Below are 15068 nucleotides of genomic sequence, written 5' to 3'. Positions count from 1 at the left end.
CGACGGAGAGGCTTGCGATGCGCCGTGTGCGCGATGTGATCAGGATGAAGGCGGCTGGGCTGCCGAGCCGCGAGATTGCTCGGCGGATGGGCGCGGCGCCCTCGACAGTGCGGCTGACCATCCGGCGGTTCGAGGCCGCAGGCCTGAGCTGGCCGTTGCCCGACGAACTCACGGACGCGGCCCTGGAGGCCCGCCTGTTCGCCAAGACCGGCAACGGTAACCGGCAGGGTCATCGCCGCATCGCCGAGCCCGATTGGGCGGCGGTGCACCGCGAGCTCAAGCGCAAGCACGTGACGCTGTCGATCCTGTGGGAGGAGTACATCGGCGCCGAGCCCGGCGGATACCGGTACTCGCGCTTCTGCGAGCTTTACCGCGCCTGGGAGGGACGCCTGTCGGTGACGATGCGCCAGGCGCACGCGGCCGGTGACAAGCTGTTCGTCGACTACGCGGGCGACGGCGTGCCGGTGGTGGTCGACCGCCTCACCGGCGAGCGGAGGACGGCGCAGATCTTCGTCGCCGTGCTCGGCGCCTCGAGCTTCACCTACGCGCAGGCGACGTGGACGCAGGGGCTCGCCGACTGGATCAGCGCCCATGTTGGCGCCTTCGCGGCGATCGGCGGCGTCCCGGCGCTCCTGGTGCCTGACAACACCAAAGTCGCAGTCATCAAGGCGAGCCTCTACGACCCGCAGATCAATCGCACCTATGCGGAGATGGCCGCGCATTACGGCACGGCCGTCTTGCCGGCGCGACCTCGCAAGCCGCGCGACAAGGCCAAGGTCGAGCAGGCCGTCCTCATCATCGAGCGCTGGCTGCTCGGTCGCCTGCGCCACCGCGTCTTCTACAGCCTCGCCGAGGTCAACGCAGCGATCGGCGAGTTGCTCACCAGGCTCAACGAGGAGCGGCCGATCCGGCGGCTCGGCGTGACGCGCCGCCGGCTGCTCGAGGAGATCGACCGGCCGGCGCTCAAGCCGTTGCCGGCGAGCCCCTACGTGCTCGCCGAGTGGCGGATCCGCCGCGTCAGCCTCGACTACCACGTCGAGGTGGAGAAGCATTATTACAGCGTTCCGCATCGCTTCGCGCGTGCCGAGGTCGAGGTGCGGTTCACCGCCCGCACCGTCGAGATCTTCCACAAGGGCGAGCGGATTGCCGCGCATCAGCGCATGAGTGGCAATCACAAGCACACCACCGTGCCGGAGCACATGGCCTCCAGCCATCGGCGCTACGCCGGCTGGACTATCGGGCGTATCCGTCAGGACGCCGCCGCGATCGGGCCGGCAACCAGCGCATTGTGCGACCTCATTCTCGACGAGCGCTCGCACCCCGAACAAGGCTTCCGCGCCTGCCTCGGCATCCTCAGGCTCGCCGCCTCCTATGGGCGCGAACGGCTGGACGCGGCGGCTGCGCGGGCGATCGACATCGGCGCGCGCACCTATGGCTCGGTCAAGTCGATCCTCGCCAACAATCTCGATCGGCGTCCCGCTCACCAGCGCTCCGCGGACGATGCGCCGATCCTGCATGCCAACATCCGCGGACCGCGCTACTACAATTAGGAGACCGTCCCTTGCTCACCCATCCGACCCTCGACCGCCTCAACGCCCTCGGCCTCCACGGCATGGCCAAGGCCTTCGCCGACATCGAAGCCGCCGGTGAGGCTGGCAGCCTCGGTCACGCCGAATGGCTTGCTCTGCTGCTCGAACGTGAAGCCTCGCTGCGGCACGACAAACGGCTCGCCACTCGCCTGCGCTACGCCAAGCTGCGCCAGCAGGCATGCGTCGAGGACATCGACTACCGCACCCCGCGCGGTCTCGACCGCCCGCTGTTCGCCAAGCTTGTCGAGGGCCGTTGGATCGACGACCACGTCAATCTCCTGATCTGCGGCCCGGCAGGCGTCGGCAAGAGTTGGCTCGCCTCGGCGCTCGGCCACAAGGCCTGTCGCGACAATCGCTCCGTGCTCTATCAACGCGTCCCGCGCCTGTTCGACGATCTGGCGCTCGCCCGCGGCGACGGTCGTCACCCACGCCTGTTGCGCGGCCTTGGCCGTGTCGATCTGCTGATCCTCGATGATTGGGGGCTCGAGCCGCTCGATGCCGGCGCCCGTCACGACCTCCTGGAAATCCTCGAAGATCGCTACGGTCATCGCTCCACCATCGTCACCAGCCAGCTCCCCGTGGACCAGTGGCATCTGCTCATTGGAGATCCCACCTATGCCGACGCCGTGCTCGATCGCCTCGTCCACAATGCCCATCGGCTCGACCTCACCGGTGAGAGCCTGCGCCGAACTCGGCAATCCGCCCGAAAGACCTGAGCGCCGTGGACATGCCGCTGCGCTTGGACAACGCAATCGCGTTGTCCACATGCCCACAGCAACCGCAGAAGAAGAAAAAAGGTTGAAGTCGCGATTCCAGATTGACCGCGCGGCTTGACCGATGCCAGAGAACCAGCCGGCCAGAACGCCTCGCCGCTGGGCGAGATCAAATCGGAAAGGTGGGCGACATCGTCTCGGAATCCACGGGCGACTTCATATCGGTACGCCTGGGCGACTTCGTCGGAATCCGCAGTTGAAAGTTGCAAAGAAGCGCGGGGTCGACGTCAAGGTGGTTTACGACAAGCGGGGAGCAAAACCCGGTAGGAAGAACCAACAAGCGATCAAGACGGCAGGAATCGGCGCGTTCTGCATCCCTCGCACCGAGGGCAAGTCATACATCTCGCATAACAAGTTCATGGTGCGGCTGCACAACAAGAAGCCGGTCTCCGTGTGGACCGGGCGGCGCCAATTTCTCGGACGGCGGCATCTTCGGCCATTCGAACGTAGGCCATCTGGTCGAGGACAAGGATGTCGCGGCCAAATTCCTGGAGTATTGGGAGTTGCTGGCGACGGACCCGGAAACGCCGGCCGAGCGGAACGAGGTCGAGTTGATGACCCCGCTTCCCAAGGGGAATCTGCCCAAGGGCGTGATGCCTGTGTTCAGCCCCCGAAACGACCTGTCGGCGCTTCAGTGGTACGCCACACTGGCAAAAAGCGCAAAGGAAGGGCTCATGATGACCTTTGCTTTCGGCATGAACAAGATCTGGAAGGAGGTGTACCGCGAGAACAATGCCCAGTTCAGGCTCGCGCTGCTGGAGAAGGCCACGCGGCCCATGAAGGATGGCCCCGAGAAAACCAAGGAGATGAAGGACATCCAGGCGCTGAGGGCGATGCCGGAGAACACGTTTGCCATCGGCGATTTCATCCGCTCCAACAAATACGATGGCTGGGTGAAGGAGCGGCTGACCGGCCTCAACACCAACGTTCGCTACGTTCACAACAAGTTCATGCTCGTCGATCCTTTGACCGACGACCCCATCGTGGTCGCGGGTTCGGCCAACTTCAGCGACGCCTCCACGACGGACAACGACGAGAACATGCTGGTGATCCGGGGTAATACGCGCGTGGCCGACATCTATCTCGGTGAGTTCATGAGGCTGTACACCCACCACGCATTCCGGGAGTCGCTCAAGTGGCGCAAGACGCCGCCGAAACCGCTTGAGACCGGTGACTGGTGGCGCGACTACTTTGGCAACACCGAACGTTCCATCCGTCGAAGGTTCTTCGCTCGGACGTCGGACTAGCCAACACTCAGCGCCGGTAAATAGAACTACGAACCGGGCAATGCGAGGATGCTGACCGGGAAAGGCAACGAAAAGCAGAAAGTAAGGTTCAGGGAAGAGAAGGAAGGGTTTTTCACACCCTATCCACCTTTGGTGCTGACGCTTCCCGGGCCGCGCGCGGCTATCTCATTGGGGTGAAATAAAAAGGTCTCATCGATCAATGTTTACACAAGCGGGCGCGAATGAGTACGACGGTCTTGCCCAACGACCGACAGATGAAGGCTTGCCAATAACTTACCGGGCGTTTGGGCGCGTATACGAATGAAAACTCTGGACTAGCCTCGTTCCATGAGTGGTGCTTCGGTCTAGTGTCTCCCAAAGCCGTGCGTTCTCGAGATCTGAAGTTGACTTTCGCAGATCGCTTTCCGAGGTGCGCAGAGCGATTGGGAAATGCGCGGTGGCTCGTAGCCGCCAATCCCGTTGTGCGGTCCAGCGGCCGCTGCAGATGGAGAAGGTAACCTTCAATTTGCCTTTCCCAGCTTTCGGTCAATCCCGCTCATGCTCACGGCAGCGGAGCTTCATCCTCACGCCAGACATGCCGGCCGGTCGGTTCAACGTGCGGAAGACTTAGCCGAGGCGAGAGTCGAGTTTAGCGGCGGTTTGGTGCTGGTTTGGCCTAGCTGCTGCCAAAGCTGCCGGCGCTGAAAGTCGAGCGACCGCAAGCCGGCTTGATCACGCCCTCAATGGACCCCATGTGAGTGCGGCCGCTGGTCGCGTGGATGTGATCCCGACCCCTGTCGAGATCAAAACCAACGCCTTGGCCTCGGCTTGCCAATGGCTGGTAAGTTCGCTCAGCTTGGCATCGCGCTTGGGGCGGCGCGTGCGCAAGATCGCGAGCTCCATGCCTTTGGCGTGCTGTAGCCTTGGACGTTAGCGAGCGCTCAGACGAAATCTCACGAGCCTCCGCGAAGACGTCGCTACCAATCTATGATCGTCATACGTCAGCGCCCACGCGCGAAGCCGGGGGTGAAGGCCTTCCTCGCCCTCGATCGGCCGCGTGAGGAAGGCCTTCACCTTGTCGTCGATCTCGGCACACAGCCGCGACACCTGGCTCTTGGAGATGCCGCTGATGCCCATGGCCTGCACCAGATCGTCGACCGAACGGGTGGAGACGCCCTGCACATAAGCCTCCTGCACCACCGCCGTGAGCGCCTTCTCCGCCATCCGCCGTGGTTCGAGGGAGCCCGGGAAATAGGAGCCCTTGCGCAGCTTGGGAATGCGCAGTTCGACAGTGCCGGCGCGGGTCTCCCAGGTCGGGTCACGGTAGCCGTTGCGCTGGACTTGGCGCTCCTGGCTCTTCTCTCCATAAGCTGCGCCCGTCAGCCCCTCGACCTACAGCTCCATCAGCCGGTGGGCGGCAAAGCCGATCATCTCGCGCAAAAGATCCGCATCTGTAGCGCGACGATCAGGATGAGAACTGGGCGTCAATCTGGATGAGAAGATTGGGGCCGGGATCCTGGGATCATTGTCGCGGACGTCCGGCTTGGCAAGTGCTGATTGACGCTGGGCGACAATCAGCGGTGCGGCAGCGTCAATCAGCGGAGCTTTGAACCTCCTTCGGCGTAGCATGGACTGGTGGCCGGCTGGCGCCGCGCTTGCGGCCGAGGGCGGCCTTGCGGCGGTAGCTCTCGACGTTCATCTCGATGATCGTGGCGTGGTGGACGAGGCGGTCGACGGCGGCGAGCGTCATGGCCTGATCGGGGAAGATGCGGCCCCACTCGCCGAACGGCTGGTTGGCGGTGATCAGGAGCGAGCGCCGCTCGTAGCGGGTGGCTATCAGCTCGAACAGCACGCTGGTCTCGGCCTGATCCTTGGAGACGTAGGTGATGTCGTCGAGGATCAGCAGGTCATAGCGATCAAGCTTGGCGATCGCGGATTCCAGAGCCAGTTCACGCCGCGCCACCTGCAGCTGCTGCACGAGGTCCGTCGTGCGCGTGAACAGGACGCGCCAGCCGTTCTCGACGAGGGCAAGCCCGATCGCCGCGCTGAGATGGCTCTTGCCGCCGCCGGGCGGACCGAACAGCAACAGATTGGCCCCGGTCTCGAGCCAGACGTCACCTGCGGCGAGTGCCATCACCTGCGCCTTGGACAGCGTCGGCACGCTCTCGAAGTCGAATGTCGCGAGCGTCTTGCCCGCAGGCAGGCGTGCCTCCGTCATGTGCCGCTCGATGCGGCGACGGCCACGATCGGCCACCTCGTGTTCGGCGAGCGTGGCGAGGAAGCGCGCCGCGGGCCAGCCTTCCTTGTCAGATTGCGCGGCGAGCTTTGGCCAGATCGCCTTGACGCTCGGCAAGCGCAACTCTGTGAGAAGGAGTTCGACACGCGCGGCATCGATGGATGTGGTCGTGCTGGTCATGCTGCATCTCCCGTATTCGAGGTTGCCGGCACGAAGCCGATGGACGCCAGTTCGTCGTAGGCGGCGAGCGGTGCGAGCTCGACGGCGACGTGCGGGATCGCGGCCTGCTCCGGGCGAAAGCGGATGCGCAACGCGGCAAGGTCAGGCAGCCGTCCCGCATCGAGATCTCTGGCGACGATCTCGGCAAGCTCTGCCTCGCAGGCCCGCTCGTGAGCGAGGGCGAGAAGCTCGACCGTCACCTTGCAGGCATGACGATCGTCATATCGTTCCTGCAGAGTCTCGAACGCGCGTCGATAGGCGGCCCGTGGGAACAGCTGATCGCGATAGACGAGATTGGCGAGCGCCATCGGCTTGCGCCGCAGGGCGTGGATGACGTGCCGATAGTCGACGACATGTCCGCCCTTTTTGTCCGACACCGGACGACCACGACGCAGCGTCGCGACCTGCGTGGTGCCTATGAAGCATTCGAGGCGATCATCGTAGATGCGCACGCGCAGACGATGACCGATCAGCTTCGACGGCACCGTGTAGAACACGCGGCGCAGGATGAAGCCGCCCGACGAGGTCACGTGGATCACCTTCTCCTCGAAGTCACTGCTGCGACCTCTCGGCAGTGGCGCCAGCGTCTCCTTCTCGATTGCGATCCGCTTGACGAGATGGGCGTTGCGCCGGCCGACGACCATGTCGACGAAGGCGCGATAGGCATCGAGGTCGGCGAAGTCGCGCGTCCCCCGCAAAAGCAGCGCGTCCTCCAGCGTCTTCTTGAGATGGCCATGTGGGCTCTCGATCGAACCGTTCTCATGCGCGATGCCGGCATTGTTGCGGGTCGCCACCATGCCGTAATGCCGCATCAGTTCGTCGTAGCGTTGCGTGATGTCCTCGCGCGCATCGATCGTGAGGTTGCGGAACGCTGCCGACAGGCTGTCGCTGCGATGCTCTCTGGGGACGCCGCCGAGCGCCCACAGCGCATTCTGCAGGCCTTCGGCCAATGCGACGAAGCTCTCGCCACCGAGCACGACATGGGCGTGCGCGAAGCCGGAGAACGCCAACCGGAAGTGATAGAGCCGGTGGTCGAGCGCCACGCCCGCGATGGTGATACCCAGCACGCCGGCATCGGTGAAGTCCGACAGGCCGAGCCGCCCGGGCTCATGCTCCTGGCGGAAGATGACGTCCTGCTCGGGCCCATTGAAGGCGCGCCAGGCCGTGATGCGCCGCTCCAGCGTGCGGCGGATGTTGGGATTGAGATCGGGATGGCGCCGGCGCAGCTCCTCCAGCACACCGACCGCCCGGATACCCGGTGCGGCCTTCAGGATCGGCTCGATCTCGGCGTCCCAATAGGGCGCCAGCGGATCAGGCCGCCGCCGGCCACGCGGCTCCTGCTTCTGCGACGGCAGCCGCGGATCGGCCTCGATCCGGTAGGCACTCGCCGTCGAAAACCCGGCTTTGGCCGCCGCGGCCTCGGCCGATAACGTCAATCGGTAACTCATGTATAGCCTCATCTGGTGGTCGGTGATGTGGAGGCCAGGCAAGCCGTCGATCCTCTCTTGTCGAGACGAATCAACAGCTTGCGCTAACCACACCCGGCCGCCAGACGGCCTGAAAGGGACGCGCCGCCGGCGGGAGCGGTCCTCCGGTCGGGCTACGCCCTCCCTTCGTCCCGCTCCCGCCGGCACTCTCTCATCCTGATTGTCGCTGGGTTCTCACCTTGATTGTCGTCGCGCACGCATCGGGGCTTTTCTCTACGAGGGCGCGCAGGTTCATCATGTCATCGGTCATCGGTGGTTCCTCGAATGAGGTTGGTGTCGCAATCCAAACTTACCGACGAATCATCGGTGACCACCCGCAAAGCCGATCGCTCGCTACGGCGCTATTGCGGAGCGCGCTTCGCGAGCGGCTTTGCTAACCAGCTACACCACCTCCCCGGACACGACCGGCACGATCCATTTAGCCTCACCTGCGCTGAATTCTCGCTTGCGGGATCACCGCGTTCACTCTCATTCAACGCGAGCCGTTCTCGTCTGGGACCCCGCAACGAGCTGGATGAACGACAGAACAAAGCGGGATGAAAACGACCCTCATATTGAAAAATCAACAGCTTAGAAGATGCGCTCCGTGTTTGGAACGTGGGAAGAGCCCGGTTTGGACGCCAGCACGAGCGAACGTTGCTAAATTGCAAATAAACCGACCTTCAGAGTGCCCGCCTGGGCCATTTCGTCCATACGTTCGCGCCTCCCAGGCCAAGCATCTGATATTCGGCTGGCCCGCTGAAGCCGATACAACCTACCAACCTTGGTAGTTCCTCCAAGTTGCAATTGGTGGTAAAAAGGTATTGACATATCGCTTGTAATGCTGGTGCAGAAATGACGCGATGGACTCGGGGATGGTCTCCAAAAGGTTTGTGCAGAGCGTCGAACACTCGTGCCAACCGACTACAATTGGCATCGCTACTCTCCCGGAAAGCTGACCCGCCGCGAAGTGCTGAACTGAGCCGGCCGTCTGAGCTCGCCTTCAAGGCTGTTTAAGCCGGCATCTATCTTCTTTCCCACGCAACCGAAATCCCTCCGACTCGCTGGAATCCCCCGAGGGCTCGATCCTTCGACGCAGGCTTAGAGTCGCTTTTCGGCACCATCCGAGACACCGAGATAACTGCACGGATCGACTTCGAGCAATTGCCGCGAAAACAAAGCGAAAGAGGTAGGCTCCTATGGCATACAGCGTACTCGCGGAGGGCGTGTTTGGTGATTTTCACCCTGAGGTCTCCGTTCTGTCGTTGACAATGCGCCCAGCACGCCAGCTTCACGGGTTATCGTCCGATTTAGGTAGTGCTGGAGGCCCTCAAGCTGGGGGCGCGCGTGCTGGCGCAGAAACAGCTGCCATGATCCTCCGCGAACAACTGGCCGCCGACCAGAAGGAGCTCTTGGACCGCTTTGCGAGGAATGAAGTGACCGTCTTAATTGTTAACGGAATGATAGAGGTGTCTGATGACGTTATCCCTCCAGCGTTGCCTTCTAAAGAAGTTTTGAAAGACGACCTCAGGTGCCTCACCATTGCGTCTCGAAGTCAAATACTACTCGCGCTTGCAGCGAATAGGACGTTTGCTTACGATTTGGACTATAATGAAGTAGTTAGATTAGTAGCTAATTTCAAAGGTGGCGGAAAGAACAAACTCGAAAATGAACCTCCACCGGACCAAGTCGAACTTTCGTCACATTCTGGGCTGGCCCTCGGCGCGCACACTGAGCCTCCCTACTACTGCTCGTTCAAACCAAGCGACGGACATTCACCGCCGCCATCGACCCTGATTTTGTCTGCGAGATGGAACCCGTCACGTGAACCAACTATCGTCATTCCCTTAACCGCTGTGCTCAAGGCTATCGGCCCAAATGCCTGCGAAGAACTCACTCGAAAGACCTTCAACTTTTCGAGACCAGACTCTTATGTCGCCGGGGAAGAGGACGGAAGAGCCGTGTCGATATTGGATTATGATGAGACAGGGGACTTCGCAGTTCGGTTCAACGCATACAGATTCACGACACCAGCCGATGCGACACCGCAAGCTCGTGAAGCGTTGGCTTTGTTGAAACGCGAGGTCGGCCGTGCAGCGCAGGTCAAGGTGCCGCTAGATTCGACCGTCGCAATCTTGATCAACAACACCAAAGCGTTGCACTGTCGCGATATCATTCAGGACAATCGGCGATTGTTGGTCCGTCTCTTTGGCTACAGTCGGTCTACTTCTGCTATTGAGCTTTCATCGGACCCGCTGCTTGTAAAGGGGTGACGTCAACATGATCTGCAACTTGGATCACCTCTCGATCATTGCTCCTACCCTCGCGGAAGGAGTGAAGCACGTGAGAGAGAGCCTGGACGTGGATATACCCTTCGGTCGGAAACACGATTACATGGGTACCCACAACCATCTACTCTCGCTGGGCGGAGGCATATATCTCGAGGTTATAGCCGTCGATCCGCATGCCAGTGCCCCCGTGCTTCCGCGATGGTTTGGCCTCGACGATTCAGGCTCTGTGCGTGAAGCCTGGGATCGGGGACAGCGACTTCGGGGTTGGGTAGCGAATACGCGCAACATCGACCAACATCTCGAAAAATACGGATCGCTGCTGGGAGAAAAGCGCTGCCTTTTCGCAGGCGGATCCGAATTCTTCTTTTCGGTTCCTTGTGATGGCTCGCTTCCCATGGGAGGTGCGGCGCCTTCGCTCATTGATAGGCGCGGGCGCGAGCCCTCAATTCCGCCCACCGCGCAGCTGGGCTGCAAGCTAATATCGGTCCGATTAGAACATCCTCAGGTAGAAGTTCTCGGATCCCTTTTTGCCGATCTGGGCGTGAACGACGCGGTAGATCTCGCGCCTGCCGAGTGCTTCAGAATGGCTTTGGTCGTGGACACCCCATCCGGAAGGAGAAGCCTTTGCTAAGCACACAAGCACACGACCTCGCTTCGTCTGGTCCGTATTCGAGAGCGACGGCTCAAGGGGGCATTGTACTCAGTAAGCACGAGCAGACGATTGAGGAGATACTCGAAAACCTGGACGAGGCGGGGTCATTGGAGATTCGCGAATATCAGCGCAAGCTGAAGGAGGTCACCATTGCTGACGGCCTGCAACTCGATACCGACCATCCCTACCCAGTGAGCCTACGCCCCACGGTCATAGACCTAGCGTGGGCCGACGGGCTTAAAGTCGCCGGCGAAAGACTTGTGACGCTCTTCGATCAGGTCCTGGAGTTGTATCGCCACGATCCTGAGATCCGCCTCTTGTATAGCGCCTATGAGGGAGTGCGCGATTTCATTCTTCGGGCTCCTCATTTCAGGCCTCTTACCCGAATCTGTCGGTTCGACGGGTTGGTATCTCAAGACGGCAGATATTTGGTGCTAGAGACAAACACCGATTGTCCCGCGCATCTCTTTGCGGCCGGGCAGGCGACACGAATTTGGCGCTCTCTGCCGAACCCGATTGTCAGTCGGCTAGATCCTCCCCTTACCCACGCGCCACAACCGATTCTCGATCAACCTGACTTCTTCATCACGGAACTGCTGAGTGTCTGCAATAACGTATTGGGACGCGATCCCGTGGAAGTGCGTGTTGTCAACTACAGGGGGAGGTTCACTGCCGAGGCGGATCGTGTTGTCAAAGGGTTCCTCGCTCTCGGGATCAATTGCGAATTCGTGGATCTCCGCGAGCTTAAGCGGGCCGGGGGGAGGGTGACGCACCGCGGTGCTCAGCTTGACCTTGTCTACAACAAGTGGGACTTGCGCGATCTAGTGAATTGCCCTGAGGCTGAACCATTTCTTGAAGCAGTTGCGCGAGCAGAGGTGCTCAACGTAAATCCTCTGGTGTGTCAGTGGCTTTACGCGGACAAGCTGATGTTGGCATTGCTCAGTGACCCGAAGTACAACCACAACTTTTCTTCGGCAGATCGTGCGTTGATTCAATCACACATTCCGTGGACGAGAGCGTTGCTCTCAGAAATGTCCACCAGCAAAGAAGGCGAGCGCATCGACTTAGTGCAGTATGTAAAAGCCCGTCGAACAAACCTAATTTTGAAACCAACCAACGCGACATGGGGGGATGGTGTGTTGATCGGAGATTTGGTGGACGATGCCAGCTGGCGCACGTCTGTCGAAAACTCAATCGGAAAAGGATTTGTCGTACAGGAGTACGTCAAAGGACATATAGTCATGTGCCCAGATCCCGTTACAGGGAAGATCGAATCAAGGATCGCAGATCTCAACACCTTCATCTTTGGGGGGAAGGTAGTTGGCTTCCTGTCTAGGGCCAACAGAAGTCCGATCATGAGTATGTATAAGGGCGGTGTCATGCTGCCGGTGGCAATTGCTGAGCCGTTACAGGCAAAAATCTGAGACCTTTGGATACGGACTGGCACGCATGACCTCAGAAGCGCAGGTGAACAACGATGCCGAAGGCTTACTTCGCTTATGGGCACATGTTCTTACGATCTCCCTGTTGGTAGGCGTCTTTGCGATTGCTGTCGGCGGCACGCCCGTTTTGTTGAGCGTGTCGATGGCTAGGAGCGGATGGTCAGATGCCGCTATCGGACTATCTGCTGCCAGCAGTCCCCTGGGAATCGTTGTCGCATCTCTTTTTGCGCCCACTATTGCCGAGCGTGCGGGTGCAGTCTTAATAGCCGTATCCAGCTGCGTTCTTGGATTGCTAGCATCTGTCCTAATGGCAACGAGCAGCGATTTTGTTGTCTGGACGTGCGCAAGAGTGCTTTGGGGCTTTTCTGTTGGAACGTTCTATATCTTAAATAAGGTCTGGCTAAGTCAGATTGTTCACATGATCATCAGGGGCCGTGTATTCGGTATTTACAATTCACTGCTTTCGGCAGGCTTTTCCATTGGCCCATTGGTTGTTTCGCTCGTTGATTTTAATGTTCGGACTGGACTCTCGATCTTTGGTTTTACGTTCCTTTTTTGCGCGTTGGGAGTTCTGATGTCTCGCAGGTGGCTTCCTAAGTTCGAGCCCGGCGCAACGGCATCATCCGCTTTGAGCATACTGCCTATTTTGCCGGTTGCGCTCCTCTGCGGCGGTGTCTTCGGAGCGTTCGATCACATGACGTTATCCTTTCTTCCCACGCTGGGGCCCACCTACGGGCAAAGCTTGGCGGCGATGAGTGTAGGGTTGAGTGTTCTCAATGCAGGAAATATTTTGCTACAAACCCCAATCGGCTGGGCCTCGGACTACTTTGGGCGGCGAGCCATTCTAGTTGTTTGTGCATTGTCCGCAGCGGCTGGAGCGGTACTACTTCCACTGTTTATTACCAGCACGTTTCTTTACGTCTTTCTCTTCTTCTGGGGTTCCTTGGCTTACGGCGTCGTGACGATTTCGCTGGCAGCAATTGGAGACCGATTCGCGGGCTCTGATTTGCTGCGGGCTAATGCTTTAATGACCATGACGGTCGGCGTAGGTGGCGTAATTGGTCCATCGCTCGCCGGTGTTCTGGTATCCTTTGCGAGCCTCAATGGCCTATCGGGTCTGATTGCCGCAATGTATTCCGCGCTCGCTATATTAGCGCTGAGATTTAACATCATGAATGCGCGAAGGTGAGAGTGATGGCTTAGTTCAGCTGAAAGAGCAACCATGTGGTTCAACAGGCAGGTAAAAATGAATCTGAGTCCCGGAAGCGTTGATCTCTTTCAGCTTCGAAAAATCTACGAGGGCAACGTCACTATTTCCTTAGACAAGGCTTCGCGCCTCGAAATGGAGAAGTCGTTGGCCGCAATTCAGCACGTCATCGATTCTAAGCGGGTGGCTTACGGCGTCAACACGGGCTTTGGCAGAATGGCTCAGACGGCTATTTCTCCTGACAAGCTAGCGGAGCTTCAGTTGAAGCTCATACTTTCCCACAGCGTGGGTGTAGGCGGCCTTATCTCCCCAGGGGTGGTGCGGCTGGCAATGGCGATGAAGGTCATCAGCTTGGCCCGTGGCTGCTCGGGCGTGCGGCCAGCGTTGGCCGAGGCTTTGATCGCGTTGTTCAATGCCGGCTTGCTTCCAGAGATACCAGCCAAAGGCTCGGTGGGCGCCTCGGGCGATTTGGCGCCGCTATCGCACATGGCGTGCGTACTCATAGGCGAGGGTACAGTTAAGTCCCACGACGGCGAAGTGATGACTGGACGCGAAGCCTTGCAGCGCGTCGGATTGGATCCCTTTGTTCTCGGTCCGAAGGAGGGGCTAGCGCTTATCAATGGAACTCAGGTTTCTACTGCATTTGCCCTTGCGGGACTGTTCGGGGCGGAGAACCTTTTCTGTTCGGCGCTGGTCTCTGCCGCAATGACCCTGGAAGCAGTGAATGGAGCAGAGGATCCATTCGATCCAAGAATCCACGAGGTTCGCGGGCAAATCGGCCAGGTCGCGGTTGCCGATGCAACGCGAGCGATTTTGAACGGTCGAAGCAATTCGGGAGATCCGATACCTGGACAGCGTGTGCAGGACCCTTACTCGATTCGATGTGTGCCGCAGGTTATGGGAGCATGTCTGGACAATCTTGTGCACAGTGCGGGTGTTCTTTGTATCGAGGCTAATGCGGCCTCTGATAATCCCTTGGTTTTCAGGAATGGTGACATTGTTTCCGGTGGGAACTTTCATGCGGAGCCTGTTGCATTCGCGGCCGACATCATTGCATTGGCGATCAGTGAAATTGGTGCAATATCAGAGCGCCGACTAGCGCTGATGCTGGACAGCAGCCTCTCAGGTCTTCCGCCATTTCTGATCGCAAATGGCGGGCTGAACTCTGGATTCATGATCGCTCAAGTGACCGCTGCTGCTCTTGCTTCGGAAAACAAGTCGTTGGCGCATCCAGCAAGTGTGGATAGCTTGCCGACGTCGGCGAATCAGGAAGATCATGTTTCGATGGCGACCTTTGCTGGGCGCCGTTTACAGGAAATGGTGAATAATACGGCGGTGATCATTGGTATCGAAGCGTTTGCTGCGTGCCAAGGTATCGAGTTGCGGCGTGGTGCGCTGCACAGTGCGGGTAGCCAGCTCAAACTGTCACCGTTTTTGCAGAGCGAGTTTCGGGACATCCGCTCAAGAGTAAAGTTTCTCCCGGAGGACCGCTATCTAGCTGATGACATTCGCTCAATGCAGGAATGGGCTCATCAGGGTGCCAAGCCAGGTTGGCCGAATGCCGTAATCTCTATCTTTCCGAGCTTGTCCGGCAATAGGACGGATCATGTGGAGGGGCTTGCGCTCAACGACGAAGAGTGGGCTGGGAGCGCTGCGTCGCTATCAGACAGCCCGCATCTCATCCCCGGAGGGGCTGCCAACCCGGCCTAGCAGTGGGGGAGCGGGCGGACCCGGAAATTTGCCATTTGCCATCAAGGCGCTCGAACAGCCATTGAAGGGCATAAGCAATTGATCCTGTTCTTCGCTTTCGCGCTCGTGGTGCCACGGACGATGGGAAGTCGCTGTCCAGGCCCGGATTTTGGACTCGGTTTGGATCAGAGATAGGCGACAGAGGGAATCGCCTTAGGCAGCTTTTCTTTCCCTCCGGATGACGATGAAGAGTACGCATCCGGTGAGGACCGCAGGCG

10 protein-coding genes and 1 pseudogene are annotated in these 15068 nt (G+C 59.7%); 8 read left to right on the top strand and 3 right to left on the bottom strand.

All coding sequences use genetic code 11. The features are described from left to right. The first annotated feature begins 17 nt into the window (after positions 1–17). From istA (ACVIJ6_RS33685) to ACVIJ6_RS33675, 3 genes are all read left to right on the top strand, one after another. A complete protein-coding gene (gene istA, locus ACVIJ6_RS33685) occupies positions 18–1550 on the top strand; it encodes an IS21 family transposase (RefSeq protein ID WP_083780767.1) in 1533 nt (510 codons plus the stop codon). Positions 1551–1561: 11 nt separating this feature from the next. Continuing rightward, entirely contained in the window at positions 1562–2305 is a 744-nt protein-coding gene (gene istB / locus ACVIJ6_RS33680; protein ID WP_012041725.1) for an IS21-like element helper ATPase IstB, read from the top strand. A 560-nt stretch (positions 2306–2865) separates the two neighbouring features. Continuing rightward, complete coding sequence (locus ACVIJ6_RS33675; RefSeq protein WP_456776238.1) at positions 2866–3609, top strand: phospholipase D-like domain-containing protein; 744 nt, start codon at positions 2866–2868, stop codon at positions 3607–3609. Positions 3610–4626: 1017 nt separating this feature from the next. Here the strand turns inward: ACVIJ6_RS33675 and ACVIJ6_RS33670 are convergent. From ACVIJ6_RS33670 to istA (ACVIJ6_RS33660), 3 genes and pseudogenes are all read right to left on the bottom strand, one after another. Continuing rightward, positions 4627–5076 (bottom strand): annotated as a pseudogene (locus ACVIJ6_RS33670) (transposase); the annotation flags it as partial. Between the two features lie 103 nt (positions 5077–5179). Continuing rightward, on the bottom strand, positions 5180–6004 hold the full coding sequence (gene istB / locus ACVIJ6_RS33665; protein ID WP_456771792.1) for an IS21-like element helper ATPase IstB: 825 nt from the start codon (positions 6002–6004) through the stop codon (positions 5180–5182). Next, positions 6001–7533: an IS21 family transposase gene (gene istA, locus ACVIJ6_RS33660; RefSeq protein ID WP_456771791.1), complete on the bottom strand. Its 1533-nt coding sequence runs from the start codon at positions 7531–7533 to the stop codon at positions 6001–6003. Before istA (ACVIJ6_RS33660) ends, istB (ACVIJ6_RS33665) begins: the two co-directional genes overlap by 4 nt. Before the next feature lie 1175 nt (positions 7534–8708). Here istA (ACVIJ6_RS33660) and ACVIJ6_RS33655 point away from each other — a divergent pair. The 5 genes from ACVIJ6_RS33655 to hutH are packed head-to-tail and all read left to right on the top strand — an operon-like array spanning position 8709 to position 14811. Beyond that, positions 8709–9782, top strand: a complete 1074-nt coding sequence (locus ACVIJ6_RS33655) for a hypothetical protein (RefSeq protein WP_456776237.1) — start codon at positions 8709–8711, stop codon at positions 9780–9782. 7 nt (positions 9783–9789) lie between these two features. Beyond that, positions 9790–10431, top strand: coding sequence for a VOC family protein (locus tag ACVIJ6_RS33650; protein WP_456776236.1), 642 nt, complete (start codon positions 9790–9792; stop codon positions 10429–10431). After that, a complete protein-coding gene (locus ACVIJ6_RS33645) occupies positions 10425–11876 on the top strand; it encodes a hypothetical protein (protein WP_456776235.1) in 1452 nt (483 codons plus the stop codon). The genes ACVIJ6_RS33650 and ACVIJ6_RS33645 overlap by 7 nt, the downstream gene beginning before the upstream one ends. Before the next feature lie 25 nt (positions 11877–11901). Beyond that, positions 11902–13083: an MFS transporter gene (locus ACVIJ6_RS33640; protein ID WP_456776234.1), complete on the top strand. Its 1182-nt coding sequence runs from the start codon at positions 11902–11904 to the stop codon at positions 13081–13083. 33 nt (positions 13084–13116) lie between these two features. Further along, complete coding sequence (hutH, locus tag ACVIJ6_RS33635) at positions 13117–14811, top strand: histidine ammonia-lyase (RefSeq protein ID WP_456776233.1); 1695 nt, start codon at positions 13117–13119, stop codon at positions 14809–14811. Positions 14812–15068 lie beyond the last annotated feature (257 nt).

It is taken from the genome of Bradyrhizobium sp. USDA 4369, from assembly GCF_054056435.1.
The sequence above is the reverse complement of the archived record's forward strand: the minus strand, read 5'-3'. Positions and strand labels throughout refer to the sequence as shown.

Bases quoted from the DNA above. Each gene is read 5' to 3' on its own strand.
- ACVIJ6_RS33650 (WP_456776236.1), top strand. From the start codon at position 9,790: ATGATCTGCAACTTGGATCACCTCTCGATCATTGCTCCTACCCTCGCG.
- istB (WP_456771792.1), bottom strand. From the start codon at position 6,004: ATGACCAGCACGACCACATCCATCGATGCCGCGCGTGTCGAACTCCTT.
- ACVIJ6_RS33655 (WP_456776237.1), top strand. From the start codon at position 8,709: ATGGCATACAGCGTACTCGCGGAGGGCGTGTTTGGTGATTTTCACCCT.
- istA (WP_083780767.1), top strand. From the start codon at position 18: ATGCGCCGTGTGCGCGATGTGATCAGGATGAAGGCGGCTGGGCTGCCG.
- ACVIJ6_RS33640 (WP_456776234.1), top strand. From the start codon at position 11,902: ATGACCTCAGAAGCGCAGGTGAACAACGATGCCGAAGGCTTACTTCGC.
- hutH (WP_456776233.1), top strand. From the start codon at position 13,117: ATGTGGTTCAACAGGCAGGTAAAAATGAATCTGAGTCCCGGAAGCGTT.